The sequence below is a fragment of the Demequina subtropica genome (assembly GCF_000971235.1).
Classification (GTDB): Bacteria; Actinomycetota; Actinomycetes; order Actinomycetales; family Demequinaceae; genus Demequina; species Demequina subtropica.
Genome location: NZ_BBMB01000011.1, coordinates 226,942 through 253,002, shown reverse-complemented (window position 1 = coordinate 253,002; position 26,061 = coordinate 226,942). Strand labels below are relative to the sequence as shown.

At 72.6% G+C, this 26,061-nt stretch carries 22 protein-coding genes; 12 read left to right on the top strand and 10 right to left on the bottom strand.

Annotation, left to right across the window (positions count from 1 at the left end; translation table 11 throughout):
* The first annotated feature begins 172 nt into the window (after positions 1-172).
* Both AOM06_RS10820 and AOM06_RS10815 read left to right on the top strand, forming a co-directional pair.
* Positions 173-1,279, top strand: coding sequence for a zinc-dependent metalloprotease family protein (locus tag AOM06_RS10820; protein ID WP_062305782.1), 1,107 nt, complete (start codon positions 173-175; stop codon positions 1,277-1,279).
* 183 nt (positions 1,280-1,462) lie between these two features.
* On the top strand, positions 1,463-3,979 hold the full coding sequence (locus AOM06_RS10815) for an ATP-dependent Clp protease ATP-binding subunit (RefSeq protein ID WP_062305778.1): 2,517 nt from the start codon (positions 1,463-1,465) through the stop codon (positions 3,977-3,979).
* 104 nt (positions 3,980-4,083) lie between these two features.
* Here AOM06_RS10815 and AOM06_RS10810 read toward each other — a convergent pair whose 3' ends face one another.
* Complete coding sequence (locus AOM06_RS10810) at positions 4,084-5,289, bottom strand: hypothetical protein (RefSeq protein WP_156163680.1); 1,206 nt, start codon at positions 5,287-5,289, stop codon at positions 4,084-4,086.
* An 82-nt stretch (positions 5,290-5,371) separates the two neighbouring features.
* Between AOM06_RS10810 and AOM06_RS10805 the strand changes: the two genes are divergently transcribed.
* Positions 5,372-6,385, top strand: a complete 1,014-nt coding sequence (locus AOM06_RS10805; protein ID WP_062305771.1) for an aldo/keto reductase — start codon at positions 5,372-5,374, stop codon at positions 6,383-6,385.
* Positions 6,386-6,627: 242 nt separating this feature from the next.
* Here AOM06_RS10805 and AOM06_RS10800 read toward each other — a convergent pair whose 3' ends face one another.
* Positions 6,628-7,542: an HhH-GPD family protein gene (locus AOM06_RS10800; protein ID WP_439644739.1), complete on the bottom strand. Its 915-nt coding sequence runs from the start codon at positions 7,540-7,542 to the stop codon at positions 6,628-6,630.
* Between the two features lie 60 nt (positions 7,543-7,602).
* Here AOM06_RS10800 and AOM06_RS10795 point away from each other — a divergent pair, with 60 nt between their 5' ends.
* On the top strand, positions 7,603-8,307 hold the full coding sequence (locus AOM06_RS10795; RefSeq protein WP_062305769.1) for a hypothetical protein: 705 nt from the start codon (positions 7,603-7,605) through the stop codon (positions 8,305-8,307).
* Positions 8,308-8,331: 24 nt separating this feature from the next.
* Here the strand turns inward: AOM06_RS10795 and radA are convergent, their stop codons facing one another.
* The gene (gene radA, locus AOM06_RS10790; protein ID WP_062305768.1) at positions 8,332-9,705 is read right to left on the bottom strand and encodes a DNA repair protein RadA; all 1,374 of its coding nucleotides are present in this window, start codon (positions 9,703-9,705) and stop codon (positions 8,332-8,334) included.
* 74 nt (positions 9,706-9,779) lie between these two features.
* Here radA and AOM06_RS10785 point away from each other — a divergent pair, with 74 nt between their 5' ends.
* From AOM06_RS10785 to proC, 3 genes are read left to right on the top strand one after another with little or no spacing between them, the layout of a single operon-like run.
* Positions 9,780-11,027, top strand: a complete 1,248-nt coding sequence (locus AOM06_RS10785) for a hypothetical protein (protein ID WP_062305765.1) — start codon at positions 9,780-9,782, stop codon at positions 11,025-11,027.
* A complete protein-coding gene (locus AOM06_RS10780) occupies positions 11,024-11,638 on the top strand; it encodes a TetR/AcrR family transcriptional regulator (RefSeq protein WP_062305762.1) in 615 nt (204 codons plus the stop codon). Before AOM06_RS10785 ends, AOM06_RS10780 begins: the two co-directional genes overlap by 4 nt.
* Before the next feature lie 9 nt (positions 11,639-11,647).
* Positions 11,648-12,493, top strand: coding sequence for a pyrroline-5-carboxylate reductase (proC, locus tag AOM06_RS10775; RefSeq protein ID WP_062305759.1), 846 nt, complete (start codon positions 11,648-11,650; stop codon positions 12,491-12,493).
* Positions 12,494-12,576: 83 nt separating this feature from the next.
* Here proC and AOM06_RS10770 read toward each other — a convergent pair whose 3' ends face one another.
* A complete protein-coding gene (locus tag AOM06_RS10770; RefSeq protein WP_062305756.1) occupies positions 12,577-13,038 on the bottom strand; it encodes a DUF6326 family protein in 462 nt (153 codons plus the stop codon).
* A 76-nt stretch (positions 13,039-13,114) separates the two neighbouring features.
* On the opposite strand from AOM06_RS10770, the gene AOM06_RS10765 reads away from it, so the two are divergent.
* Complete coding sequence (locus tag AOM06_RS10765; protein ID WP_228372929.1) at positions 13,115-13,792, top strand: TetR/AcrR family transcriptional regulator; 678 nt, start codon at positions 13,115-13,117, stop codon at positions 13,790-13,792.
* Positions 13,793-13,804: 12 nt separating this feature from the next.
* Here the strand turns inward: AOM06_RS10765 and AOM06_RS10760 are convergent, their stop codons facing one another.
* Positions 13,805-15,574, bottom strand: a complete 1,770-nt coding sequence (locus tag AOM06_RS10760) for a glycoside hydrolase family 6 protein (protein ID WP_082105505.1) — start codon at positions 15,572-15,574, stop codon at positions 13,805-13,807.
* Positions 15,575-15,659: 85 nt separating this feature from the next.
* The gene (locus AOM06_RS10755; protein ID WP_156163679.1) at positions 15,660-16,691 is read right to left on the bottom strand and encodes an aminotransferase class V-fold PLP-dependent enzyme; all 1,032 of its coding nucleotides are present in this window, start codon (positions 16,689-16,691) and stop codon (positions 15,660-15,662) included.
* A 78-nt stretch (positions 16,692-16,769) separates the two neighbouring features.
* On the opposite strand from AOM06_RS10755, the gene AOM06_RS10750 reads away from it, so the two are divergent.
* Positions 16,770-17,648 (top strand): LysR family transcriptional regulator, encoded by an 879-nt coding sequence (locus tag AOM06_RS10750; RefSeq protein WP_062305750.1) that lies wholly within the window; start codon positions 16,770-16,772, stop codon positions 17,646-17,648.
* Between the two features lie 456 nt (positions 17,649-18,104).
* Here the strand turns inward: AOM06_RS10750 and AOM06_RS10745 are convergent, their stop codons facing one another.
* Genes AOM06_RS10745 through AOM06_RS10735 form a run of 3 tightly spaced genes read right to left on the bottom strand, consistent with a single transcriptional unit; the run spans position 18,105 to position 21,304 of the window.
* Positions 18,105-19,916, bottom strand: a complete 1,812-nt coding sequence (locus AOM06_RS10745; protein WP_062305748.1) for a carbohydrate-binding domain-containing protein — start codon at positions 19,914-19,916, stop codon at positions 18,105-18,107.
* 21 nt (positions 19,917-19,937) lie between these two features.
* Complete coding sequence (locus AOM06_RS10740; protein ID WP_062305745.1) at positions 19,938-20,699, bottom strand: polyphosphate polymerase domain-containing protein; 762 nt, start codon at positions 20,697-20,699, stop codon at positions 19,938-19,940.
* On the bottom strand, positions 20,696-21,304 hold the full coding sequence (locus tag AOM06_RS10735; RefSeq protein WP_062305741.1) for a DUF4956 domain-containing protein: 609 nt from the start codon (positions 21,302-21,304) through the stop codon (positions 20,696-20,698). The genes AOM06_RS10740 and AOM06_RS10735 overlap by 4 nt, the downstream gene beginning before the upstream one ends.
* A 188-nt stretch (positions 21,305-21,492) precedes the next feature.
* Between AOM06_RS10735 and AOM06_RS10730 the strand changes: the two genes are divergently transcribed.
* Together AOM06_RS10730 and AOM06_RS10725 are read left to right on the top strand one after the other, a co-directional pair.
* Positions 21,493-22,176, top strand: a complete 684-nt coding sequence (locus AOM06_RS10730) for a response regulator transcription factor (protein WP_062305738.1) — start codon at positions 21,493-21,495, stop codon at positions 22,174-22,176.
* On the top strand, positions 22,173-23,612 hold the full coding sequence (locus tag AOM06_RS10725; protein ID WP_062305736.1) for a sensor histidine kinase: 1,440 nt from the start codon (positions 22,173-22,175) through the stop codon (positions 23,610-23,612). The genes AOM06_RS10730 and AOM06_RS10725 overlap by 4 nt, the downstream gene beginning before the upstream one ends.
* 53 nt (positions 23,613-23,665) lie before the next feature.
* Here AOM06_RS10725 and AOM06_RS10720 read toward each other — a convergent pair whose 3' ends face one another.
* A complete protein-coding gene (locus tag AOM06_RS10720; RefSeq protein ID WP_062305733.1) occupies positions 23,666-24,280 on the bottom strand; it encodes a TetR/AcrR family transcriptional regulator in 615 nt (204 codons plus the stop codon).
* 91 nt (positions 24,281-24,371) lie between these two features.
* Here AOM06_RS10720 and AOM06_RS10715 point away from each other — a divergent pair, with 91 nt between their 5' ends.
* Positions 24,372-25,808: a DHA2 family efflux MFS transporter permease subunit gene (locus tag AOM06_RS10715; protein ID WP_062305730.1), complete on the top strand. Its 1,437-nt coding sequence runs from the start codon at positions 24,372-24,374 to the stop codon at positions 25,806-25,808.
* Positions 25,809-26,061: the final 253 nt, after the last annotated feature.

Sequence of the window (26,061 nt, the reverse complement as noted above, 5' to 3'; positions counted from 1 at the left end):
TGCCACGGACGCGGTACAGGGGACGATGCGCGGCGCCGCGCGCGTACTGCGCACGCAGCAGGCGGGCGACGAGTCGCCCGCTCCACGCGATCATGAAGGCGTTGTGGGAGTGCTCACACGCCACGCACAAGGCGGATTCCGCGACCGCTGAGCACCCCTACCCTCGGGCGCCATGTCCGTTTCGCGCCCCGGTGCCCTCCGCCGTGCCCTCGTGCTGCTCGCGGCGTGGTCCGCGCTCACCGTCGTCGCCGTGTCTTCGGCGCCGCCGGCGTCCGCCGCATCGTCCTCCGTCGCATCGCCGCGCGCGCACCGCGCCTACGTGGTGACCATCTCCGACCCGCGCGTGTCGGGCGACGTGTCGGCCGCGACCGCGACCCGCGTGACCAGGTCGGCCGCGAACTACTGGACGTCGGAGTCTCGTGGTGCGATCACCGCGTTCCCGGTCAAGTCGACGAGGACGATGCGCATCTCCGGGTCGTGCGGCCTGACGGCCACGCAGCTGTGGTCCCGCGCGGCGAAGAGGTTCCCCGGCGTCGACTTCAGCAAGAAGGCCAACCACCTGGTGGTGTACAGCCCCACGGGGTGCCGCTACGGCTACAGCGGGCTCGCGAACGCCGGGACCCTGCACAGCGGCGGCAAGGTCCACATGGTCTACCCGCGGATGAACCTCGTGGCGCACGAGCTGGGGCACAACCTCGGGCTCATGCACTCCAACCTGCGGACGGGCAAGGGCTCGTCCACGCGGACCTCGGAGTACTACGGCCTCTACGGTCCCATGGGCATCGGCATGGGCACGGGCTACGCGCCCGGCGCGCTCGGCGCCGCGCAGCGCGCCTACCTGGGCCTTCCGGGCGAGGCGAGGGCCACCGTGTCCCTCGACACGTCGAAGGCGCAGACGCGGACCGTCACGCTCAGCCCCACGCACACGCGCGGAGGCACGCGCGCCGTCCGGATCACGGACAAGCGGACCAAGATCTCCTACTACCTCGAGTACCGCAACGCGCGCGGCACCGACGCCGGCGCCTACTACGCGTCGGGCCTGTTCGGGCCCCTCACGGTGCAGTACCGCTCGGTGGTGTACCGCTCGGGCCTGCTGGCCACCCAGGCCAAGCGACGCGGCGGCGTCGAGGTGCTGTCGACCGGCCGCAGCGGGCGCTGGCACACCACCCACCGCACGGGCCAGACGTTCTCGAGCTCGGGCGTGCCCTTCACCGCCACGGTCGTGTCGCAGACGGCGACCACCATGAAGGTCCGCATCTCCGTGAAGCGGAGCGTCTGAGGCCCGCGACGCCGGACGCGACGCTCACGCGCGCGCCGGCCCGCGCATCGTCCCCTCCCCAATCCCTTCACGCCCCTGGCGAACACGGGCATGAGGCCCGGGGGCCCGCGGTTAGCCTGGAAGCACCGTGGCGGGAGACTGCCGCGACCCCGGCCCCGGCCGGACGAATCAAGGGAGGCTGACATGTTCGAACGGTTCACCGATCGAGCCCGTCGTGTTGTGGTGCTCGCGCAGGAAGAGGCGCGGATGCTCAACCACAACTACATCGGTACCGAGCACATCCTGCTCGGCCTGGTGCGCGAGGGCGAAGGCGTGGCCGCGAAGGCCCTCGAGGCGATGGACATCTCCCTCAACGGCGTCCGCGAGCAGGTGCAGGAGATCATCGGCGAGGGCTCGCACGCCCCCTCCGGTCACATCCCCTTCACCCCGCGCGCGAAGAAGGTCCTCGAGCTGTCGCTGCGCGAGGCGCTGCAGCTGGGCCACAACTACATCGGCACCGAGCACATCCTGCTGGGCCTCATCCGCGAGGGCGAGGGCGTGGCGGCGCAGGTGCTCGGCAAGCTGGGCGCGGACCTGGGCGGCGTGCGCCAGCAGGTCATCCAGCTGCTCTCCGGCTACGAGGGCAAGGAGCCCGTCACCTCCGGCGGCGGCCCCCAGGAGGGCACCCCGGCCGGCTCGACGGTCCTGGACCAGTTCGGCCGCAACTTCACGCAGGCCGCGCGCGAGGGCAAGCTCGACCCCGTGGTGGGCCGCGAGCTCATCATGGAGCGCGTGATGCAGGTCCTGTCGCGCCGCACCAAGAACAACCCGGTGCTGATCGGCGAGCCCGGCGTCGGCAAGACCGCCGTGGTCGAGGGACTCGCCCAGGCGATCGTGCGCGGCGACGTGCCCGAGACGCTCAAGGACAAGCACCTCTACACGCTCGACCTCGGCTCGCTGGTCGCGGGCTCCCGTTACCGCGGTGACTTCGAGGAGCGCCTCAAGAAGGTGCTCAAGGAGATCCGCACGCGCGGCGACATCATCCTGTTCATCGACGAGATCCACACGCTCGTGGGTGCCGGCGCGGCCGAGGGCGCGATCGACGCGGCCTCGATCCTCAAGCCGATGCTCGCGCGCGGCGAGCTGCAGACCATCGGCGCGACCACGCTCGACGAGTACCGCAAGCACGTCGAGAAGGACCCCGCGCTCGAGCGCCGCTTCCAGCCCATCCAGGTGCCGGAGCCGGAGCTGTCGCACGCCATCGAGATCCTCAAGGGCCTGCGCGACCGCTACGAGGCGTTCCACCGCGTCACCATCACGGACGATGCGATCGTGGCCGCCGCGACCATGGCGGACCGCTACATCTCCGACCGCTTCCTCCCGGACAAGGCGATCGACCTCATCGACGAGGCGGGCGCGCGCCTGCGCATCCGTCGCATGACGTCGCCGCCCGAGCTCAAGGAGCTGGACGACAAGATCGCGGGCGTGCGCCGCGACAAGGAGTCCGCGATCGACGAGCAGGACTTCGAGAAGGCCGCGTCGCTGCGCGACGTCGAGCGCCGCCTCTCCGAGGAGCGTGCGCGCAAGGAGGAGGCCTGGAAGTCGGGCGACCTCGACGTCGCCGCCGTGGTGGACGAGGACCTGATCGCCGAGGTGCTGTCGATGTCGACCGGCGTGCCCGTCACGCGCGTGTCCTCCGACGAGTCCTCGCGTCTGCTCCACATGGAGGCCGAGCTCCACAAGCGCATCATCGGCCAGGAGCAGGCCATCAAGGTCCTGTCGCAGTCGATCCGCCGCACCCGTGCCGGCCTCAAGGACCCGAAGCGTCCCGGTGGCTCGTTCATCTTCGCCGGCCCGACCGGTGTGGGTAAGACCGAGCTTGCCAAGGCGCTCGCCGAGTTCCTCTTCGGTGACGAGGACGCGCTCATCTCGCTCGACATGTCCGAGTACGGCGAGAAGCACACCGTGGCCCGCCTCTTCGGTGCGCCCCCCGGCTACGTGGGCTTCGAGGAGGGCGGCCAGCTCACCGAGAAGGTGCGCCGCAAGCCGTTCTCCGTGGTCCTGTTCGACGAGGTCGAGAAGGCCCACCCGGACATCTTCAACTCGCTGCTCCAGATCCTGGAGGACGGCAAGCTGACGGATGCGCAGGGTCGCGAGGTCAACTTCAAGAACACCATCATCATCATGACCACCAACCTCGGTGCGGACGCGATCTCGCGCCGTCAGGCGACGGGCTTCTCGGCCATCGTCGAGGGCGGCCAGACGTACGACGACATGGTGAAGCTGGTGAACGGCAAGCTCAAGGAGCACTTCAAGCCGGAGTTCCTCAACCGCGTCGACAACGTGGTGGTCTTCCCGCAGCTCACTCAGAACGAGATCATCCAGATCGTGGACCTCATGGTCGCCCGCCTCGACGAGCGCATGAAGGACAAGGACATGGGCATCGAGCTCACGACCGCCGCGAAGGAGCTGCTCGCCGAGAAGGGCTACGACCCCGTCCTGGGTGCGCGACCGCTGCGCCGCGCCCTCCAGCGCGAGATCGAGGACCCGCTGTCGGAGAAGATCCTCTTCGGCGAGGTCACCTCGGGTCAGATCATCCGCGTGGACGCGCAGGGCGAGGGCATCCTCGGCGAGTTCACGTTCGAGGGCGTCGACCGCGACTCGGTGGTCGACGAGCCGATCGCGACCGACGCCGAGGCGGGTTCCAAGACCGCCGAGTAGCGCGAACGCTTCGAGGGCCCGGTCCCGCCGCTCACGCGGCGAGGCCGGGCCTTCGGCGTTGCTCGGGACGATGCCGGCGCATCGTCCGGTCCCTCGGTCCGGGCTCAGCCGCCGGGACGGCGCAGCGCCCCGACCCGGGTCACGTAGCGTGGCGAGGTCCCGGGGAGAACCTCCGTCCACATGACCCGGCCGTTCCTGATCTGCACCCTGCCGTGCGAGGCGCCGGGCAGCGAGGTCCGGGCGCCGGTGGCCGGGTGAAGGACCGTGGCGACGGTGCGCTTCGGGATGCCGACCAGGCCCATGGCGACGTGCTCGCCGTCGAAGACCGGATCGGTCGCGAACGCCCGTCCGTCCCGCATCGGCACGTGAAGCGGGCCCGGGAGCTCGAGCACGCGGGGCCGCGACCACTGGATCACCGCCTCGCCGTCCGCCACCGAGCCACCGGGGATGCCACCGCGCCGGACAGGTGTGCGCGCGGGTGGGAACACCGAGAGGTCGAGCGAGGTCAGCTGATCGGCACGATCGGTCTCGGGGCCGAAGAGCGAGACGGACACGCGTCGCTCGCCACGGCGCTCCGCCGCGAGATCGCGTGCGACAGTGACGAACCGCGTGCCGCCGAGCACCACGAGCGGGAGGCCCGTGCGCACCGCGACGACCATCCCCTCGACCCCGCCCAGCAGGGTCCCGACGACCACGTCGCCCTCGACCACCAGCCACCCGTACGGCTCGTCGGCCAGCTCGTCGAGCTCGTAGCGCACCTCTCCCAGGATCGCGACGCCGTGCGCCTCGTCCCACACCCGGATCTGCGCAACCTTGCGTTCTGGCATGGCGTACCACCACGCGCATCGGCCGCGGTCGATGCTCGCCCCCAGGATGATGCCCGCACGCGCCTCCGCCACGGCGATCCTCACGCCGTCGGGCTTCGCGATCCACAGCGAGTCGCCCACCGGACCGCCACGCTCGAGCATGAGCACCGAGCCGTCGACGTCGATCGCGGCACCGAAGGCCGCGTCCTCCGCGTCGCTCACCTCCCGCACCTCCGCGACGAGGCCGTCCAGCTCGTGCCACACGTCGAGCGGCACCACCCGCGCCGCGGGCGCGGGTCCGTAGAGCGCAGCGATCACCGGCGGTGCGTCGCGCGGCACGCGGTTAGGAGGATCGCGGTCCGCCGCGACCTGGAGGGCTCGTCGCGCCAGCGCTGCCCGCTTGCCGCGCGGGACCGCGCTCAGGACCCTCACCGCCCAGCGGGCGAACGGCCACACCACGGCGATCACCACCGCCAGGACCACCAGCCAGTCGCTCCCCCGCACGCGACCCACCGTAGCGGGCGGGACCGCAGATACCAGGGCGCCGCATCCGAGGGGCGCCGCGTGAACGCCTAGGGTGGAGCGCATGACCCACGACCCGTATGTGGCCGACGCTGCCCGCTACGCGACCATGCCCTACGCCCGCTCAGGGCGCTCCGGCCTCCGACTCCCGCGCATCAGCCTCGGGCTGTGGCAGAACTTCGGGGGGCATCACTCCCTGGACAACCAGCGCGCGATCCTGCTGGCCGCGTTCGACATGGGCATCACGCACATCGACCTCGCGAACAACTACGGACCCCCGCCGGGCAGCGCCGAGGAGAACTTCGGCGGCTTCCTCGCGCGCGACCTCAAGCCCTACCGCGACGAGCTCATCATCAGCACCAAGGCCGGCTACTCGATGTGGCCCGGGCCGTACGGCGACTGGGGCTCGCGCAAGTACCTGCTCAGCAGCCTCGACGCCTCGCTCACCCGCATGGGGCTCGACTACGTCGACGTGTTCTACCACCACCGCCCGGACCCGGAGACGCCCATCGAGGAGTCGATGATGGCTCTCGACCAGGCCGTCCGCTCGGGCAAGGCGCTCTACGCGGGCATCTCCAACTACGGCCCCGCGGAGACCGAGGAGGCGGCGCGCATCCTCAAGGAGCTGGGCACGCCGCTGCTCATCCACCAGTTCAAGTACTCGATGTACGAGCGCACCGCAGAGGACGGCCTCCTCGACGCCCTCGATGCGGTGGGCGCCGGGTCGATCGTCTTCTCGCCGCTCGCGCAGGGCATGCTCACGGACCGGTACCTCGCGGGCATCCCGGAGGGCTCGCGCATCACGCACTCGCAGTTCCTCCACGAGAACCAGCTGACCGACACCTACCTCGAGCGCACGCGGGCGCTCAACGAGATCGCGGCGGGCCGCGGCCAGTCCCTCGCTCAGCTCGCGCTCCAGTGGGTGCTGCGCGGCGGGCGCGTCACCTCCGCCCTGGTGGGCGCCTCCTCGGTCGCGCAGCTCGCGGCCAACGTCGCGGCGCTGGACTTCCCCGACCTCACCGACGAGGAGCTCGCGGCGATCGAGCCGCACGCGGTCCACGGCACGCACTACGCCTGATCCGCGCTACGCCTGACCTGCGCTACGCCTGATCCGCGCTACGCCTGACCTGCGCTACGCCTGATCCGCCTCCTGGCGGGACATAGAGGCTGGATCCGGGTGAATCCCGGCCCTCATGTCCCGCCAGCACGGGGCGCGGGGCGCGGGGGCGCGCGGGGCGCGCGAGGCGCGGCGCGCGGGGCACGAGCGGCACGAGTGGCACGCAGCGGGCGCGGGCGCGCGGGCGACGGCACGATGCGCCGCTAGAGCGAGCAGCGTCCCGTCGCCTCGTCGCGGGTGACCAGGCCGTCCTCGAGCAGCCCCTCGAGGCAGCGGTCGAGCTGCCCCGGCTCGACGTCCGCGAGCGCCGCGTGCCCCGTCACGTTCACCCCAGCCGATGCGGCGCGCAGCAGCGCCATGATCCTCCCGCGGACCTGGCGGTCCGTCCCGTGCCACGGCTGCGTGCGACGCGGCGCGGCCTCGAGCCCCTGGCAGCCGTCCGCGAACCACGCGCAGGACGCGGCGAGCGGGCACTCGTCGCAGCGCGCGACGCGCGCCGTGCACACCAGGGCGCCCAGCTCCATGGAGGCCGCGGCCCACTCGGCGGCCGCCGCATCGTCCTCCGGCATCAGCGACGCCGCGAGCGCGCGCTCGCCCACGGTCTGGTGCGCCGCCGGCAACGGCTCGCCGCTCCACGCGCGCCCGATGACGCGCCGCACATTCGTGTCGAGCACCAGCGCGCGCCGGTGGAACGCGAAGGACATCACGGCCGCCGCGGTGTAGTCCCCCACGCCGGGAAGCGCGCGCAGCGCCTCCAGGTCGCAGGGCACCTCGCCCTCGTGCCGCTCGACCAGCGCGACCGCGCACTCCCACAGACGCTTCGCGCGCCGCGGGTAGCCGAGCCGACCCCACGCGCGCACCGCATCGGCCTGGGTGTCCGCGGCGAGCGCGGCGGGCGTGGGCCACCGGGACATCCACTCCCGCCACACCGGCTCGACGCGCACCACCGGCGTCTGCTGGAGCATGACCTCGCTGACCAGCACCCCCCACGCCGACGTGCGGTCGTCTCGCCACGGGAGGTCGCGGCCGGCCTCCCGGAACCACGCGCGCACCGCGTCGACGCGCGCGGCGGTCTCGGACATCGCAGGCACGGCGGCGTTTCTGGGGACGGTCGGCACGCCCTCCATCATCCCAGCGCCTGACGCCCCTACCGTGGATGGGGATCGGAGGTGGCTGCCATGAAGGGTCTACGCGAGCCCGTGGGCGAGCATCCCGCCGAGGTGTACTGGCGACGCAGGATCGTGCTCGTGGTCGCGGTGGTGGTCATCGTGCTGGTCGGCAAGCTCATCTGGAGCGCTGTCGCGTCCGGCTCGGAGACCGGCACGGACGGCGCGGGAGCCGCCGGCGGGTCGGAGCCCGCCGTGACGGAGACCGCCGACGCACCCGCGGACGATGCGGCAGCCGACGTCGACGCAACCGTCACCGAGGTGGCGGACCAGTCGGGCGCCACCGCGGAGCCGACCGTCGTCGCGGAGGAGCCCGCCGCCTCGATCGGGGCCTGCGAGCAGGGCGACATCTCCGTGGTGCTCGGCGACAAGGCCCGGGTGGGTGCCGAGTCGGTCGCCTTCGACGTCACCCTCACGCAGACCGGCGACGAGGCCTGCCTGCTCGATGCCTCGACCGGCAAGAGCTCGCTGCTCATCACCTCGGGCGACACGCGCATCTGGTCGTCGTCCGACTGCAAGGCGACCAAGACGCTCGCCGACAAGGAGTGGCTGCTCGACGCGGGCAAGTCCAAGACCTTCGAGGTCTCGTGGCCGCGCGCGTGGAGCTCCGAGGGCTGCGGCACGCCCAGCACCCGGGCTCCCCAGCCTGGCACGTACTGGGCGCAGCTGACCTTCCAGGGCCAGACCGCGGAGCGCATCCCGTTCGTGCTGTCCTGACGCTGGCGGGGCGTGTCCCGACGGTCAGTCGCGCGGGAGCGCGAGATCGACGGCCTGCGCGACCGAGCCCACCGCGTGGACGCGGACCTGGCTCGGCAGGCGGGACGTGTCGGTCGATGCGGGCACGATCACGTCGGTGAAGCCCAGCCGCGCCGCCTCCGCGACGCGCTGGGAGATCGCCGACGCGGGCCGGACCGCGCCCGACAGCGCGACCTCGCCCACCGCGGCCCAGCCGGGCCTCACCGGGGTGTCGGCACGCGCCGAGGCGAGCGCGAGCGCGAGCGCGACGTCCGCCGCCGGCTCGCTCACGCGGGCGCCGCCCACGGTCGAGACGTAGACGTCCTCGGAGGCGACCGGCAACCCCACGCGACGATGCAGGACGGCCAGCAGCATCGCGACCCGCGAGCCGTCCACCCCCGAGGTCGCGCGGCGCGGGTTCGCGAGCGCGCTGGGCGCCACGAGCGCCTGGATCTCCGCGGGCAGGGGCCGCTTGCCGTCGATGGTGATGGTGGGGCACGTGCCGGGCACGGACTCGGCGTCGCGTGACAGGAACAGCCCCGACGGGTCGGCGATGGACTCGATGCCGGAGTCGACCAGCTGGAAGCAGCCGACCTCGTCCACCGAGCCGAAGCGGTTCTTGAGCGCCCGCAGCAGCCGCAGCGGGCTGTGCTGGTCGCCCTCGAACTGGCACACCACGTCGACCAGGTGCTCGACGATGCGCGGTCCCGCAACGGAACCGTCCTTGGTCACATGGCCCACGAGCACCATGGGCAGGCCGCGAGTCTTGGCCGCCTGGATGAGGGCCGACGACACCTCTCGCACCTGACCCACGCCACCCGGCGCACCCTCGACCTGGGCCGACGCGATGGTCTGGATCGAGTCGATCATCACCAGCGCGGGCTCCGCCGCGTCGAGGTGCGCGAGCACGGCCCCGAGGTCCGTCTCCGCCGCGAGCAGCACCTCCTGCTCGAGCGCCCCGATGCGCTCGGCTCGCAGGCGCACCTGTCCCGCGCTCTCCTCGCCCGTCACGTAGAGGACGCGCCCGCCGGCCCGCGCGGTGCGCGCGGCGACGTCGAGCAGCAGCGTCGACTTGCCCACGCCCGGCTCCCCCGCGAGCAGGATCACCGCGCCGGGAACCAGCCCGCCGCCGAGCACGCGGTCGAACTCCCCCACGCCCGTCGCGGCGCGCGCGGCCGCCGCCGCCGAGACCTCGGGGATGGGCAGCGCGGGAGCCGTCACCGCGGTGGCCTTGGTCGCGGGCCCCGCGGGCGCGGCCCCCACCTCCACCACGGTTCCCCACGCCTGGCACTCGCCGCAGCGCCCCACCCACTTGACGGCGGTCCAGCCGCATTCGCTGCAGCGGTAGCCGGGAAGGGTCTTGCGGGTCGAGGTCGCCATGCGCTCACGCTACCGGCGGCCTCCGACAGCGCGGCTCGCCGGCGGGGTCGGCGCTCGCCCTTAGGCTGGGGCGCATGACGCGCGACGAGTGGAGCTGGGCCCCGGTCCACGAGGCCCGAGCCGGACAGCCCGAGGAGGTGGCGCCGTCGAAGCCCGCGCCGCCGCGCGCCCCCGCACGCGCGCGCCAGGACTCGCCCGAGCCGATTGACCTCGACATCGACGAGGTCGCGACCCCGTACGAGGGCCCGGATCCCGACGAGGTCCTTCCCGAGGCGTGGTCTCCCACGGACGGCGACCGCGGACCCGCCGCCCAGGTCGAGGCGTCGTACCGGACGTCCGTCGAGGCCCTCGGGGCGACCGCGGCGGCCAACGCCGCGCTCCACGCGGCCGGAGCCCCCACCCCGCTCGCGGGCGTGCCTCAGGTGCGCGGCCGCATCCTCGACCCCGCCCCGCTCGCGGACGAGGGCCCCGCCTTCACCCCGGTCCTTGCGGACGATGCCGCTCGCCCCACCGCCGCATCGTCCCCCGCACCGGCCATGGCGCCCGTGCCGGCCGTGCCCTCGTGGGCGACCATCGCCGCGACCGTCCCGAAGCCCGGCAGCGACGACGAGCCGACCCCGGCGCTGTACCGGCCGCGCGTCCCGGCCGAGGCCTCTGGCAGCGCCGGCGCGCGCCCGGCGGCGACGGCGGGGAGCGAGGCCCCCGCAGGCGGCGACGCGGGTGACGGCGGCGACGGCACGGGTGTCGACGAGGGCCGCACGCCCGGACGCGCCTGGCCGCTCATCCTCGTGGGACTGGTGATCCTGGGCGCCGCGTTCGCCGCGGCCTGGTTCCTCCTGCTGCGCCCCGAGGCGATCACGCTGCCCGAGCAGCACGTGCTGAGCGTGCCGTCAGCCGAGCCCGGCAGCACGCTCGAGCCGTTCGTCCCCACCGACCCGAGCCCCTTCCTCGCGGCGATGCCCACGGCGGCTGGCGACTGGACGCTCATCGACGCGGCCGCGAGGGACGCCGCCTCCGACGGCGCGCTGCCCGGACGGATCGCCGAGGCATACCTGCTCACCTACTCCGACGGCACCGACGAGGTGACGGTCGTCGCACGCCAGCTGTACTCGCAGGAGGACGCCGCCAAGGCGCTCGCCAAGGTGGCCGGCAAGGGTGCCGACCTCACGGAGGCGACCGTCGACGGCACCGTCGTGGGCGAGCGCGCGGTGCTCGAGTCCGACGATGTCACGCGCGTGGCCTGGACCAACGGCAGCGCCCTCTTCGTCGCGAAGGGCGCGGCCGAGGACGTCGCCGACCTCGCGGAGATGCTCGGGCTATGACGGCCCCCGCGGCGGACGGTCCGCGCGGCCGAGGTCCGCGGGGCCCGGGCGCGGACACGCGCGGCGACATCCTCGCCGCGGCCGCGGAGGTCTTCGGCGACAAGGGCTACGCCGCATCGTCCCTGCGGGAGATCGCGCGGGCGGCCGGCGTGGATCCGGCGCTCGTGCGGCACTACTTCGGCACCAAGCAGGATCTCTTCGTCGCGGTGATGCGCCCGCTCGAGAGCGACGATGCGCGGGTCGTCGACCTCGCGTCGCTGCCGCGCGAGCGCCTGGGCGAGGGCCTCCTGCGGCTCGCGCTGTCTTTGTGGGAGGACCCCGTCGCGAACGTGCGGCTGCGCGCGGTGCTCGCCTCCGCCGTCTCGACCGCGGAGGTGGGTCCCGCGATGGCGACCGTGATGCAGCGCGACCTGCTGCGACGCATCGTGCGGAAGGACCAGGCCGATGCGCGCGCCGCGGCATGCGCGACGCAGATCACCGGCCTCGCGCTCGGGCGCTACGTGCTCGCGATCCCCGCGCTCGCCGACGCCACGGTCGACGAGCTCTGCGCGGTCTACGCGCCGACGCTGCAGCGCTACCTCGACGGCGACCTCGCGGAGGCGCCGCGATAGGTTGGACGCATGAGCATCGAAGCCACGTCCTCCCCGTCCGCGCTGCCCACCGTCGCCGTCATCGGCGGGGGCGTCATCGGCGGCACCCTCATCACCGCGATGAAGGTCGCGGGCTGGCCGGGCGAGTCGATCACGGTCGCCAACCGCGGCGAGGCGAAGCGCGAGGCCCTGGTGCAGGCGCATGCGATCAAGGCCACCGGTGACAACCGGGAGGCCGTCGCCGGGGCCCAGGCGGTGGTGCTCGCGGTCAAGCCCCAGCAGATGGCCGACGTGCTCGAGGAGATCGCCTCGGCGGTCGAGCCCGGCGCGCTCGTGCTCACCGTGGCGGCCGCGCTGCCCGCCTCGTTCTACGAGGAGCGTCTCGCGGGGGGCACGCCCGTGATCCGCATCATGCCCAACACGCCTTCGGTCGTGGGACGGGGCGCGACGTCCGTGTCGCCCGGTGCGCACGCGACCGAGGAGCACCTGCTCGTCGCCGAGGCGATGCTGCGCGCGACCGGCCTGGTGGTGCGGGTGCCCGAGGAGCTGATCGAGGCGGTGACCGTGGTCGCGGGCTCCGCGCCCGCCTTCTTCTACGCGTTCACCGAGGCGCTCACGGAGGCGGGCGTGATGCAGGGCCTCGAGCGCGACCTCGCCGCGCTGCTCGCGCAGCAGACCTTCGCGGGCGCCGCGCAGCTGCTCGCCGAGTCAGGCGAGACCCCGCAGGAGCTGCGCCGCCGCGTGAGCTCCCCCGGCGGCGTCACCCTGGCCGCGCTCGAGGCGATGACCGATGCCGGCCTTCAGGGGGTCGTCTCGGCCGGGGCGCGGGCCGCGGTGGCCCGCACCCGGGAGATGAGCGCGCAGCTCGCCGGCTGAGACCAGCGAGACGTGGAGCGCCGGCCGAGCACACGCCCGGCCGGCGCTCCACGTCTGAGGTCGGCGCATCGCGCCCCGTGCTCTCATGCGACGCCGCGCCACCTCCACGCGACGATGAGGATCGCGATGGTGGTGCCGATCTCGATCGCCGAGAAGTAGCCGTAGTAGACGGTGAACGAGCCGACGAACAGCGTCGCGACCTGCACGAGCGTCATGACCCCGGCACCGATGATCGATGCCCACCGCACCAGCGCGCGCGGCGCGATGCGTGCGATCAGCACGTTGGAGATCGGGATGGTCATGAGCACCGAGGCGCCGAGCAGGAAAGGCTGCCCGTAGTCGCCCATCGCCCCGGTGCCGTCGAGGGTGTCGCGGATCACGTCCTTGTCGAAGAAGCCGATGACGTCGCAGTAGAGGTAGTTGAGGATCACGAAGAGCCAGAGCGCGGACAGCAGCGTGCGCGGCTGCCGATACGGCGCGGTCCTCGGAGAGACCGCCGAGGCGGCCGTGGACGGGTCATGGGTGGTCGCGGTGGTCGAGTTCATGAGATCCCCCCGGATGTGTCCTTACACCGTAAGGCGACCATACGCCGTAAGGTTCATGAAGGCAACAGGAGGTCATGTGTCCGACGAGCATGCGAAGGAGCCGCTCACCCGCGCCCGCATCCTCGACGCCGCGGTCCGGCTCGCCGACGAGTCCGGCATGCGAGCCGTGACGATGCGTGCGATCGGCGACGAGCTCGATCGCGAGGCGATGTCGCTCTACCACCACGTCGCCGACAAGAAGGCCCTGATCGCGGGCATGGTCGACGCCGTGGTGGCCGAGGTCGCGGAGGCCGGCACGGCCGTCCACCGCGCGAACTGGCGCGCGACGGTGCGCGAGCGGTGCCTCGAGGCACGCCGCATCATGCTCTCCCACCCCTGGGCGCCGAGCGTGATCGCGCAGCAGGAGGAGTCGCCCGCGTCCGCGTTCGTGCTCTACAACGAGCTCGTGGGGACGCTGCTCGCCGCGGGATTCGACCACGCGCTCGCGCATCGCGCGATCCACGCGCTGGGCTCGTTCGTGCTCGGCTTCTCGAACGAGCTCTTCGACCCCGCCCCCGGCGGGGACGAAGAGCCCGACGAGGCGGCGATGCGTGCCATGGCGGCCACCTTCCCGCACCTGCTCGAGATGGCGGACATGGAGCTGCACGCGGCCGAGGGAGCGCTCAGCATGTGCGACACGCAGGCGGAGTTCGAGTTCACGCTCGGCCTGGTGCTCGACGGCCTCGAGGCGCGTCGGCTCGAGCTCGCGGGCTGAGCGCCGCGCGCCTCACTCCGCGCGGCACTCGAGCGGACCGTCCGCGGGAGGATCGCCCTCCCCGATGTAGCTGAAGTCCGCGGTCGCGCCTGCCGTGAGGTCGTCGTTCCACTCCTTGGGGGTCGCGATGCCGTCGTTGTGCTCCGCGTTCCAGAAGTCGGAGCCACGGATCTGGGTGCCTGCGGGGAGCATCACCGCCCACGTGCTGAGGTCGGCGTTCGCCGTGACGAGCACCCGCGCGGTGTAGCCGTTGGTCCAGATCTGCTCGATCGTCAGCGTCGCGGCGCAGGCCCCGTCGATCGTGGGCGCCTCGGTCTCGCCCGAGGTGGAGCCGCCGGCCGACTCCGACCCCTGCCCGACGGCGGGGTACGCGTTCGCGACGAGCTCGCTGAACTGCGCCGGGAACCACGCACCCGAGATGGGCGCGTCCGGGAGCGCGCCCGTCAGCTGACCGTCGAGCCGGTCCGAGCGGTACGCCGGGTCGCACATCTCGTCGAAGCCCTTGCCCTGATCGTTCGCGACCAGGCGCGAGGAGCCGTCCGACTCGCCCGGCGGCTTGACCCAGACGAAGGCGTCGAGGTGCGCGTCGGGGTAGCCCTCGGGCGACGCGACGGGCCGCTCGCCGATCCCGGCGCCGGACACGTTGCACCACGCGCCCCGATGCCCGCGGCGGTCCACCCGGGACTCGTCCACATAGGTCTCGAGGTCGTTCGAGGTCGAGGCGGCGGTCGGGCGGTCGGGGCCTCCCCAACCGTTGCGGCTCGTGTCGATCACCATGCCGGTGGACTCGGGGAAGCCGGCGGCGACCAGGCGCTGCCACAGGTCGGCGGCCCACGAGGCCTCGTCGAGGTCGGGGTTGTACTGGTAGAACGATGCGGCCTCCACGGGTTGCCCGCCCACCTGGGCCCCGGCCTCGAGGAACGGCTCCTCGAGCGGCGTGGTGTTCGCGGTGTCCGTGACGAAGCCGTCGATCGACGCGAAGCCCGACTGGGTCTCCTGGGCGACCTCCGCGAACAGCGCCGCCGCCGCACCCGCGTTGTCCGGCCATCCGAGCCAGCCGGCATGCGCGGCGTCCAGGTACGAGTACACGTTCGCGAGCGACGCGAACGTGTCGAGGGCGTACACGATGCCCTCGCGGTAGTACGGCGCCGCCTCCTGGCACGCCTCCGCATCCGCGTTGGTCACGAGGTTGGGCAGGGAGTCGGGCTCGATCACGGCGGCGATGCGCAGGTCCGCGTACTCGTCCCGCGCGAGGATGTCCACGATCGCGTCGATGTACTCGGTGCGGTACCGCGCCATGTCCTCCTGGTTGGCGGAGAGCTCGCCGTTCGAGGCGAGCGCGTAGCAGTCGCGGCCCGGGAGGTCGTAGATCACGAGCGTCACCACGACGGGCGCGCCGTCGGGATCGTTCGCGGCCTGCCTCACCGCGTCGTCGAGGTGCGCCTCGAGACCCCGGACGGAGTCCGTCCCGGCGATGGTCTTGATGCGGTCGAGCCACACGCCGGTCGGCTGCGTCGACAGCGCGCGCATGTCGTCCGCGAGGAACGAGTCGGCGGTCTCCCCTGCGGTCGAGAGGACGTTCGCGGTCCAGTCCGCGTTCACGTACATCGTCGCGCCCTCGTAGGGGTTCTCGACGTGCCCCTCACGGCTGACGGGGACGCCGGCGTCCGTGGTCGGCGCGCCCGTGGCGCTGGGCCCGGGATCCGGCTGCTCGTCGCCGGTGCAGCCCGCAAGCAGCAGCAGCGCGGACGCCGCCGCGGCGATCCGTGGTGCGATGCGCATCGTCCCTCCTGCCCCCGATCCGGCAAGCGTAACCGGCGCGGAGGCGCGCCCACATCACCCGGGTCGGCGGCGCGCGAGGGACGGATCAGGCGGCGTGCGCGACACGCAGGGCGTTCGCCACGGCATCGACGTCGCGCTCGTCGTTGTAGAGATAGAAGCCGAGGCGGACGCGCCCGCCGCGGCCCGCGGCCCGGATCCCCGCACGGGCGAGCACGGCCGCGTCGACGCCGGCGAGGGAGACGATGGGCGACGCGCCTGGCGCGAGGCCGAGGCGCGCGCGCAGGCCGTCCGCGAGGCCCACGCTGTGGCGGCCGATGCTCTCGACGCCCTGGCGCACCAGGAGCTCGAGCGCCACCGCACCGGCCTCGACGAGCTGCCACGGCGGCGACGTGTCGAGCCGCCGCGCGCTCTCGCTCAGCTCCACGTGGGGACCGTAGAGCGCGGACCACGGACAGTCGGCGCCGTACCAGCTCGCCGCGACGGGGCGGACCCAGGCCGCCTCGGGCCGCACGGCGGCCAGCGCGATCCCGCGGGGCGTCCCGAGCCACTTGTAGGTGCTCGCGACCACCACGTCGAACGCGCGCGCGTCGAGCGTCATCCAGCCCGCGGCGTGGCTGACGTCGAGCAGCGTGCGGGTGCCCGACACCCGGGCGGCGTCCGCGAGCGCCGTGAGGTCGAGCACCGCGCCGTCGGCGCTCTGGACCGCGCTCACGGCGACCAGGTCCGCGCCGCTCAGGGTCTCGGCGACGATGCGCGCGAGCGGCACCACGCGCACGTCGAGCCGCGGGTCGTGGGTGAACGGCAGCATCACCGAGGAGAAGTCGCCCTCGGCGATCACCACGCGCGCGCCGTCGGGGAGCGAGGCGGCGACCATGCCCACCACCTGCGACGTCGAGCCCGCGAGGGCGATGTCCTCCGCCCGCGTCCCGACCAGCGCCGCGAAGGCCACGCGCATGCGGTCGACCGCGCCGTCGAGCGCGACCGGGTCGAGGGTGCCGCGCTCCCACGCCCGCACGGCGTGCCGCACGGCTGCGGCGGTCGCGCGGGCGGGCAGCCCGTACGACGGCGTGTCGAGGTACCCGGGTGCGGGGCGGAAGGCCGAGGCGATGTCGAGCATGCCCCCATGCTCACCGTGCGCCGACACCACCACAAGACCGCATGACCAGCACCCAGACCTCGATGAGATGATGGTCCGGTGATCGATGTCGAACGTCTGCTCATCCTCCGCGAGGTGGCCCGGCACGGGTCGAAGGCCGCGGCGGCGCGCGCCCTCCAGCTGAGCGAGCCGACCGTCGCGCACCACCTGCGCGCGCTGGAGCGCCGGGCGGGCGTGCCGCTGACCCTGCGCGCCGGCCGGGTCACCCGCCTCACCGCGACAGGCGAGGCGCTCGTCGCGCATGCCGATGCGATCGCCGCGAGCCTCGAGGACGCGGAGCGCGCGCTGCACCACCACTCCGAGCTGCGCGTGGGGACGCTGCGCATCGCGGCGTTCACCTCGTTCTGCGCGACCGTGCTCCCGCGCCCGCTCGCGCAGTTCGCTCGCACCTACCCCGGCATCGAGATCGGCCTCGAGGAGACCGAGACGGACCCCGCGCTCGCCCTGCTGCGCGAGGGCGCCGCGGACCTGGTCATCGGCTTCTCCGATGCCGCGACGCCGCCGCCCCTCGACATGCCCACCACGCCGCTCGGGCGCGACGAGTACCTCGCGATCCTGCCCGAGACCCATCCGCTCGCGTCCCGCCCCGCGGTCGACATGGCGGCGCTCGCCGACGAGCGCTGGATCTCCGGCTGCATCCGCTGCCGCACCCACCTGGTCGCGGCCGCCGGGGAGGCCGGCTTCGACCCCCACATCGCGTTCGTCACGGAGGACTACATCGCCGCGCAGCGGCTCATCGCCGAGGGCCTGGGCGTCGCCCTGCTCACGCGCATGGCGCTCGACGCGAGCCCCGCCATCCCCGGCATCGTCGCCGTGCCCACCCGCACCGCGACCTACCGCGACATCTTCGTGGCCCTGCCCGCGTCGCCGGCGCCCGCCGCGCGCGCCTTCGCGGAGCTGCTGGTCACCGGCCTGTGAGACGCCGCGAGGCCCCCGGTGTTGGCAGTCACCAGGGGCCTCGCGTATCGGTCGGGACGACGTTGGCAGCCGCCGCCCCGAGGGGGGCGAGCCGAGAGGCGTCCGCGGCCCTGCTCCGGCCCGGCCGAAGCCGGTCATCAGATCCGGAGCCTGCCGGCCCGGCCCGTCCGTCGCGGTCCCTCCGGGAGGTGGGAAGGGAACGCGAGCGATGGACGGGCCGACCGGCGACCATGGGCGCCTCTCGGCTCGGGACCCCTGGGGGGGTGGGGGCCCTGGTATCAATACTCACGGCGCCGCCTGGGAGAACGCTGGGAGCGGGATGCGAGGTCGCGGGGAGCCGCCCTCTCCCTTGACAGCGCCAACGGATCTCATGGCGACGCGCCGGTGCATCGGCCGTCGTGGGCCGATGCACCGGCGCGTCGTTCGCGATTCCGTTGCGGCTGTCAGCGGGGGGCGTCAGCCCGCGGTCACCGTGCCGAGCTCGGTGGCGCCGGACGCACCGTCCCCGACCACGAGGCCGTGGAAGGCGTCGCCGCTCACCGTGCCGCCCGTGGAGACGGTGTAGCTCTCGCCGGAGACGATGGCGTCGCTGGACAGCACCACCGACTGCGAGACCTTGCCGGTCGTGTAGGTCGCGACCGCGTCCCCGTCCGAGTCCGAGACCGTGATGGTGGTGCCGGCCTCGATCGCGGAGGCGAAGGCGATGGTGAGGACCCCCTGACCGTCGGCCTCGGGCGCCTCGAGCATGCCGGAGGAGCCCGACGCGACCAGGGTGCCGCCGCTGATGGTGAACTCGCCGTTGGTGTCGACCGCGCCGTTGCCGTTGTTGGTGGGGCCGTCGATCACCACGGTGCCGCCGGTCATGACCGCGTCGCCGTTGGAGTCGAGCCCGTCGCCCTCGGCGTCGATGTACCAGGTGCCGCCCGTGATCTCGAGCTCGAGGCCCTCCTCGGCCTGGCCGAAGCCGCCCATGCCGCCGCCGCCCGCGACGGTGGTCGCGTCCGTCGCGCCGTCGTCGGACGATGCCGTGGTCGTGTACGCGGCGGTCGTGGCCGTCGTGGAGGCCGTCGAGTCATCGGTGTCCGTCGAGCTCGGCGCCGCGCCCGGGCCGCCGGAGCGATCGCCGCGGTCGCCGCCGCCCATGCCGCCGCCCATCCCGCCTCCGACGTCCGCCGTGCCGTCGCCCGCGGTGGAGCCCGAGCCGGAGCTCACGTTGAAGCCGTCGTCGCTCGACACGATGGTGCCGGCGCCGCCGCTGAGCCGGATGACCCGACCCTCGAGGCCCTCGTAGGACTGCGTGATGTCGACCGTGCCGTCGACGATGTGCAGCACGCCGCTCGTGGTGATGCCGTCGTCGTCGGCGGCGATGCTGAGCTCGCCGCCCTCGATCGTCACCTGGTAGTACGCGTCGATGCCGTCGACGCCCGCGGTGATGTCGAGCGTGCCGCCGGAGATCCACGCGACGCCGACGGCGGCGCCGTCGTCGTTCGCCAGGTTCTCGTTGTCGGCCTTGAGACCGTCGCCGCCGGCCTCGACCGTGATGTCGCCGCCGGTGACGACCAGGTAGTCCTTGCCGCGGATGCCGTCGTCCGTCGCGGTGACGGAGATGGTGCCGGAGTCGATGACCAGGCCGTCCTTCGAGGTGATGCCGTCGTTCGCGACACCGTTGACGGTGAGGGAGCCCTCGCCGGTGATCCAGAGGTCGGAGCGCGAGAACAGCGCGGCGTTGGGACCGTCGTAGTCCTCGTCGGTGCTGGCGGTCGCGTCCACCGCGTCGGAGATGGTGTTGGTCGAGCCGTCCGCGAGCAGGATGATCACCTCGTCGGCGTCCTCGATGTCGAGCGCGCCGGTGTCCGCGGCGGTGATGTCGACGCCGTCGAGGATGAGCGTGACGTCCTTGTCGTCGGTGGCGACCACCACCTGACCGGCGGTGAGGGTGCCGGAGAGCCGGTAGACGCCGCCCTCGGTGATGGTGACGGTGTCGCCGTCGACGGTCACGCCGTCGACCGCCTCGGTCGCGCCGTCGGCGAGCACGATGTCCACGGCGGCGGACTCGTCGACCGTGAGGTCCTCGTCCTTGACCTGGAGCCCCGAGTACTCGACCTCGGTGAAGTCGCTGGTCGTGGCGGTCGAGGTCGTCTCGGTCGCGGTCGTGTCCTCGGAGGTGGTCGCCTCCTCGGCGGCCGTGTCGGCGGTGGTGGTCGAGCAGCCGGTCAGCATCAGGGCGCCGGTCACGAGGCCGGCGAAGGCGAGGGTGGGCTTGCGCATGGGGATCGTCTCTCTCAGGTCTCAGGCCGCGTGTGCGGCGGTCGTCAGGTGCCGGCGCAGCGTGCGGGACCACCGGTTCGACGGCAGGTCCGGCTGCAGCGCGGCCAGGGTGGTGCAGTACTTGGACACGCGGGTGGGACGGATGCCGCGCGCCCACAGCGCGCGGTCCACGTCGCCGGCCCGCATCGAAGACTTCGTCTCGACGATGAGCGCCCCGCCGAAGTCGATGCGCGGGCCCTCCGCGGAGATGCCCGTCACGCCGGTGTCGACCGTGACCCGGGCGCCATGCGCCACGAGCGTCGAGCGGTGGTAGCGGGTGGTGAGGACCGGGGCGAGGTCGTCGACCGCGGCACCGACCTGCGGGAAGGAGGCGACGAACTCGCGTGCCGAGCCCTCGAGAGGCTCCGCCGGCGCATCGTCCGCGAGCCATTCGCGGTGCTTGACCGTCTCGCCCTTCGGCGAGCGCAGCTTGACCTCGATGGCCCGGCCGCCCGTGTCGAGGTACTCGCGGGTGCGGACCTTGTAGCGGGCGGGCCGGCGTCGCGCGGCGTCGCGGTACGAGTCGAGCTCCGGGGTGTCGTAGTAGACCGACTCGTAGCCGAACGAGCGGACCCCGTCGATCTCGAGGGCTCGCAGGCCCTCCACCTCGGCCATCAAGTCGGCCCACACGGCCGGCGAGACGATGTACTTGCGGTCCACGCGGGTCAGCAGGGCGTACTCGCTCTCGAGCTCCGCGAGCGTGACCGCGGGCAGCCGCTCGAGGCGCGCCTCCCAGGCGGTCATCGCGCCACCTCGGCGGCCACGCCCTGGGCGCCGATGCGCTCGACGGCGGGGCGCTCGACCTGCGCGTGGAGCGTGTAGCGCACGTCCACCACGGTCGACTCGTTGAGGAGGTCGACCTTGCGGATGGTCGCGCGGTGGACCGTCGCGCCGAGCAGCGCCTCGAGGTACTCGCGCGCCCCCTCCTCCGTGGTGAAGGCCTGGTCGAGGATCATCTGCTGCTGGCGGCTGCGCGGCAGCAGGCGCGGGTTGTCGCCCACGAGGATCACGGCGAGCAGCACCGCCATGAGCGTGAAGCTGAGCGAGGCCGACAGCGCGGGGAAGCCGCCGAGGAGGCCGATCGCGATCGCCGTGAAGTAGTACGCGATCTCAGCGTGGTCCATCTCGGTCGACCGCAGGCGGATGATCGAGAGGACCGCGAAGATGCCCATGCCGAAGCCCAGCGAGATGTCCGCGTTGGTCATCGCGTAGGTCACGCCCATCACGCCCACGTTGATCGACAGGAACGCGACGATGAGGTCGCGGCGGCGATGACGCGGGAAGTACAGGCCGAAGACCATGATGGCGATCGCGATCAGGTCGGCGAGGATGAAGGCGTAGACGGGCATGGTGACCTCTCAGGTAGGGGGCGCCGGGTGGTGCCCCAGGCCGTTCGTTCACCAGTAGTTAACCCAGCGGACCTGGGAGAACCCTGGGAGCGCCGCTGGAGTCGCCTGGGACGCCGGGCGACGCGCGTCCCGGCCCACGCCCAGGTGCCTCCCAGCGAATCGTGAGGTTCCCCGGCGATACTTGACGCATGCCTGAACGACGCATCCTCGTGATCGACGACGAGGACAACCTCCGCACGATGCTCTGCGCAGCCCTGCGCTACGCCGGCTACGAGGTGTCCGACGCCACCGACGGCCAGTCCGGCCTCAAGGCCGTGAAGGAGCAGCGCCCGGACCTCATCGTGCTCGACGTGATGATGCCCGGCCTCGACGGCTTCGCCGTGTGCCGTCGCCTGCGCGAGTCGGGCGACCGCACGCCCATCATCTTCCTCACCGCGCGCGACAGCGCGAAGGACAAGGTCGAGGGGCTCACCATCGGCGGCGACGACTACCTCCAGAAGCCGTTCAACCTCGACGAGCTGGTCGCGCGCGTCGAGGCCGTCTCGCGCCGCGTCGAGCACGCGCCGAGCGCGTCGGACGTGTACCGCATCGCCGACCTCGAGCTCGACGACGTCTCGCACCGCGTCACGCGCGCCGGCGCCGAGATCCAGCTGTCGCCCACCGAGTACAACCTGCTGCGCCACCTCCTCCAGAACACCGGTCGGGTGCTGTCGCGCGGGCAGCTCCTCGAGGGCGTCTGGGGCTACTCGCGCGACGACGACCCGGGTGTCGTGGAGACGTACATCGGCTACATCCGCCGCAAGATCGACACCCACGAGCCCAAGCTCATCCACACCGTCCGCGGCGTGGGCTACACCCTGAGGGTGTCGTGACGGCCCGTGCCGGGCTGACGCTGCGTTCGAGGGTCCTCATCGGCCTCGGGGCCATCGCGGCGATCGCCATCGCCATCGCCATCGTGGTCACCGCGGTCACCCACACGTTCCTCATCGGGCAGCTCGACGAGCGCCTCGCGTCCTCGTCCGGGTCCGTCGGCGCTCGCTTCGAGCGCGGCGAGCCCCAGCTCCTGCTCGAGTGCGGCTCGGGAGACGAGGCTGCTGCGGACGAGGACGGCGATCGTCCGTCCGACGTCTTCCGAGGCTTCGTCGACACCGACGGGAACTGCTACGTCTTCTTCACGCCGAACGTCTTCGACGGCGAGACCTCGTCCCCGTCGTTCGCCGGCGTCGAGCTGCCCACCGAGGGCTCGGCGTACCTCACGGTCCCCGCCACCGACGACGAGGGCGAGTACCGCGTGCTCGCACGCGCCACCAGCATCGGCACCGACATCACCGCGCTGTCCACCTCCGGGGTCGAGGACGCGACCCACCGCCTCATCCTGATCGAGGCGCTCGGCATCGCGGCCGTGCTCGCGGGGCTCGGAGCGGTGGCGTGGTTCGTGATCTCGCTCGGGGTCAACCCCATGCGCCGGATGGTCGCGGCATCGTCCCGGATCGCCGAGGGCGATCTCGACGTGCGGCTCGAGGGCGCCGGACATGGCTCCGAGAGCGCGGAGCTCGCGACGTCGCTCAACGCCGTCATCGGGACGCTCACGGCGTCGCTCGAGGAGCGCGAGCGCTCCGAGGCTCGGCTGCGGGAGTTCGTCGCGGACGCGTCGCACGAGCTCCGGACGCCGCTCACCACCGTGCTCGGCTACGCCGAGCTCTACCGTCGCGGTGCGATCGCGCGCGACGAGGACGTGGCCGACGCGTGGCGGCGCACCGAGGCCGAGGCCGAGCGCATGAAGCGCCTGGTCGAGGACATGCTCACGCTCGCGAAGTACGACGCCGAGCCCCAGCTCAACCCGATCCCCCTCGACCTCGCGCACGTGTGCGGCGAGGTGGTGAGGGACGCGACCGCGGCGCGCGAGGGCGTGACGTTCACGCTCGACGCGCCGGAGCCCGTGACCATCGAGGGCGACCCGGACCGCCTGCGTCAGGCCGTCATCAACGTGGTGACCAACGCCGCGATCCACGGTGGCGACCATGTCACCGTCCGCGTGCGCCAGGACGATGCGCTGGCCAGGATCGAGGTCCTCGACGACGGGCCGGGCATGGCGCCCGAGATCGCGGCGCGCGCGACCGAGAGGTTCGTGCGCGGAGACCACTCCCGCGCGCGTGCCACCGGCGGCTCGGGGCTCGGGCTCGCGATCACCGCCGCGATCATCGCGGTGCACGGGGGCACCCTCACGGTCGAGTCGGCCGAGGGCGACGGCACCACGGTGACGATCGCGCTGCCGGCCGCGCCGGCGCAGCTGTCAGCCGCGCGCTGAGATCAGCCGCGCGCTGAGATCAGCCGCGCGCTGAGATCAGCCGCGCGCTGAGATCAGCCGCGCGCCAGGGCCTGCGCCGCGTAGCTGGCGAGGATGGTCTCGCACTGCGGGCCCATCGACGTGGACATGAGCTCGAAGGCGCGTGCATCGTCGCCGATGTCGGGCATCCGCATGGCGAGCAGGATCGTGTTGAGCATGCCGCGCGCGAAGAACTCGGTCGCCTCCTGCGCCGTGAACCCGGCCTCGTCACGGACGATGCTGTAGACGTCGAGGAAGCACTCGCGCGCCTCGGGACCGAAGACGGGGTCCTGGCCGAGGCCGAAGAGGTGCAGGAGGCTCAGCAGGATCCCGCGGTCCGCGACCAGCTCGCCATACGCACCGCCGAGCGCGTGCTGGCGCTCGAGGTTGGACTCGCCGCCGTCGAAGCCGGCGATGACGTCGCGGAACGCGACGCGCAGCCGGCCCGTCGCGCGGCGGGCGACCTCGAGGAACAGGTTCTCCTTCGACCCGAACATCCGCACCACATAGGCCTGGGAGATCCCTGCCTGGCGCGCGATCGCATCGGTGGTCCCGCCCGCATATCCCCTGTCCCCGAACACGATCGTCGCGGCCGCGAGCACCTGCTCACGCCTGTCATCGCTGGTCAGACGGCCTTCTTCCGCGTTCATGTTGACATGTTATCAGCCGATTACTTAGGGTGCGAAGCGTAGTAATCAATTGATTACTCACGGTGGCTCCACAGACTTCCGGGGAGGGAACATGTCATCCACCACACGCCGGTCGCCGCTGGGTCTCGTGATCCTCGCGGCGTCGATCCCGGCCTTCATGGCGAGCCTCGACAACCTCGTCGTCACCAACGCGCTGCCGGTGCTCGCCACCGATCTCGACGCGTCGCTCGAGCAGCTCCAATGGTTCATCAACGGCTACTCGCTCGCCTTCGCGAGCATGATCCTCATGGCGGTCGCGCTCGGCGACAGGTTCGGGCGTCGCCGCGTGTTCTCGAGCGGCATCGCGCTGTTCACGGTCGCCTCGATCCTGTGCGCGCTCGCCCCGAGCGCCGAGGCGCTCATCGCCGCCCGCGTGCTCCAGGGCATCGGCGGCGCGGCGCTCATGCCGCTCTCGCTCGCGATCCTGTCCACCAACGTGTCGGCGAAGATGCGCCCCATGGCGATCGGCATCTGGGGCGGCGTGGCGGGGCTCGGAGTGGCCGTCGGCCCGCTCATCGGCGGCGCGGTGGTCGAGGGCCTCACGTGGCACGCGATCTTCTGGCTCAACGTGCCGGTGGGCATCCTCGCGATCGTGCTCGTGCGCGCGTTCCTCACGGAGACGCGCGGCGATGCGGTGCGGCTCGACCTCACGGGGCTCGCACTCGGGATGGGGGCCGTGTTCGGCCTGGTCTTCGGCATCGTCCGAGGCAACGATGCGGGCTGGACCTCGACCCAGGTGCTCGCCGGGCTGATCGGCGGCGGGGTGCTGCTGCTCGCGTTCCTCGCGTGGGAGCGCGGACGCCGCGACGCGCTGCTGCCGCTGTCGCTGTTCCGCGACCGCTCGTTCTCCGTGGCCAACGCCGTCGGCCTGATGTTCTCCGTCGGCATCTTCGGCGCGGTCTTCATCCTCATCCAGTTCATGCAGGTGGTGCAGGGGAGGTCGCCCCTCGAGGCCGGCGTGATGACGATGCCGTGGACCATGGCGCCGCTGTTCGTCGCGCCGCTCACGGGGTTCATCGCGCCGCGGGTCGGCACGCGAGCCCTCATCACCGGCGGGGTGGGGCTGCAGGCGGCGGGCCTCGCGTGGATCGGGCTGTCGCTCGATCCCGACGTGGCCTACGCGCAGCTGGTCCCCGGGTTCGTCGCGTGCGGCGTGGGCATGGGGCTCGTGTTCGCGCCTCTCGCGACGGCCGTGCTGGCACGCATGCGCGACGAGGACCACGCGAAGGCCTCGGGCACCAACGCCACCGTCCGCGAGGTCGGTGTCGCGCTGGGCATCGCGACGCTCACGGCGATCTTCACCGGCGTCGGCGGCGAGCTCAGCCCGACCGGCTACACGGACGCCGCGCAGACGGCGGTGCTGTGGGGCGCGGTGATCCTCGCGGTCACCACGGTCGTGGCGACGCTGCTGCCGTCGCGTCGCGTGGAGCTCGGCGGGACCCCCGCACCCGCTGCGGCGGGAGCACCCGCGACGCTCGTGCCCGCCTGAGCCAGGCCGCCTTCATCCGCCCGTCGCCACATGAGCGGCGGGCGGATCGGCGCGCCCCCACGCCCACGCCCACGCCCGCGCCCCGCGCCCCGCGCCCCGCGCCATCGACATGTGCGTTGCGCAGTACTCGCACCTTTCCTGCACGAGCGGCCGCTCACACGCCGGGAATCCGCTCCTCCCGCGCCAGCCCTTCGTGCAGGAAAGGTGCCAGCACCCCGTCACACACCCTTCGAGGGTGCGCCCAGGCGCTCGT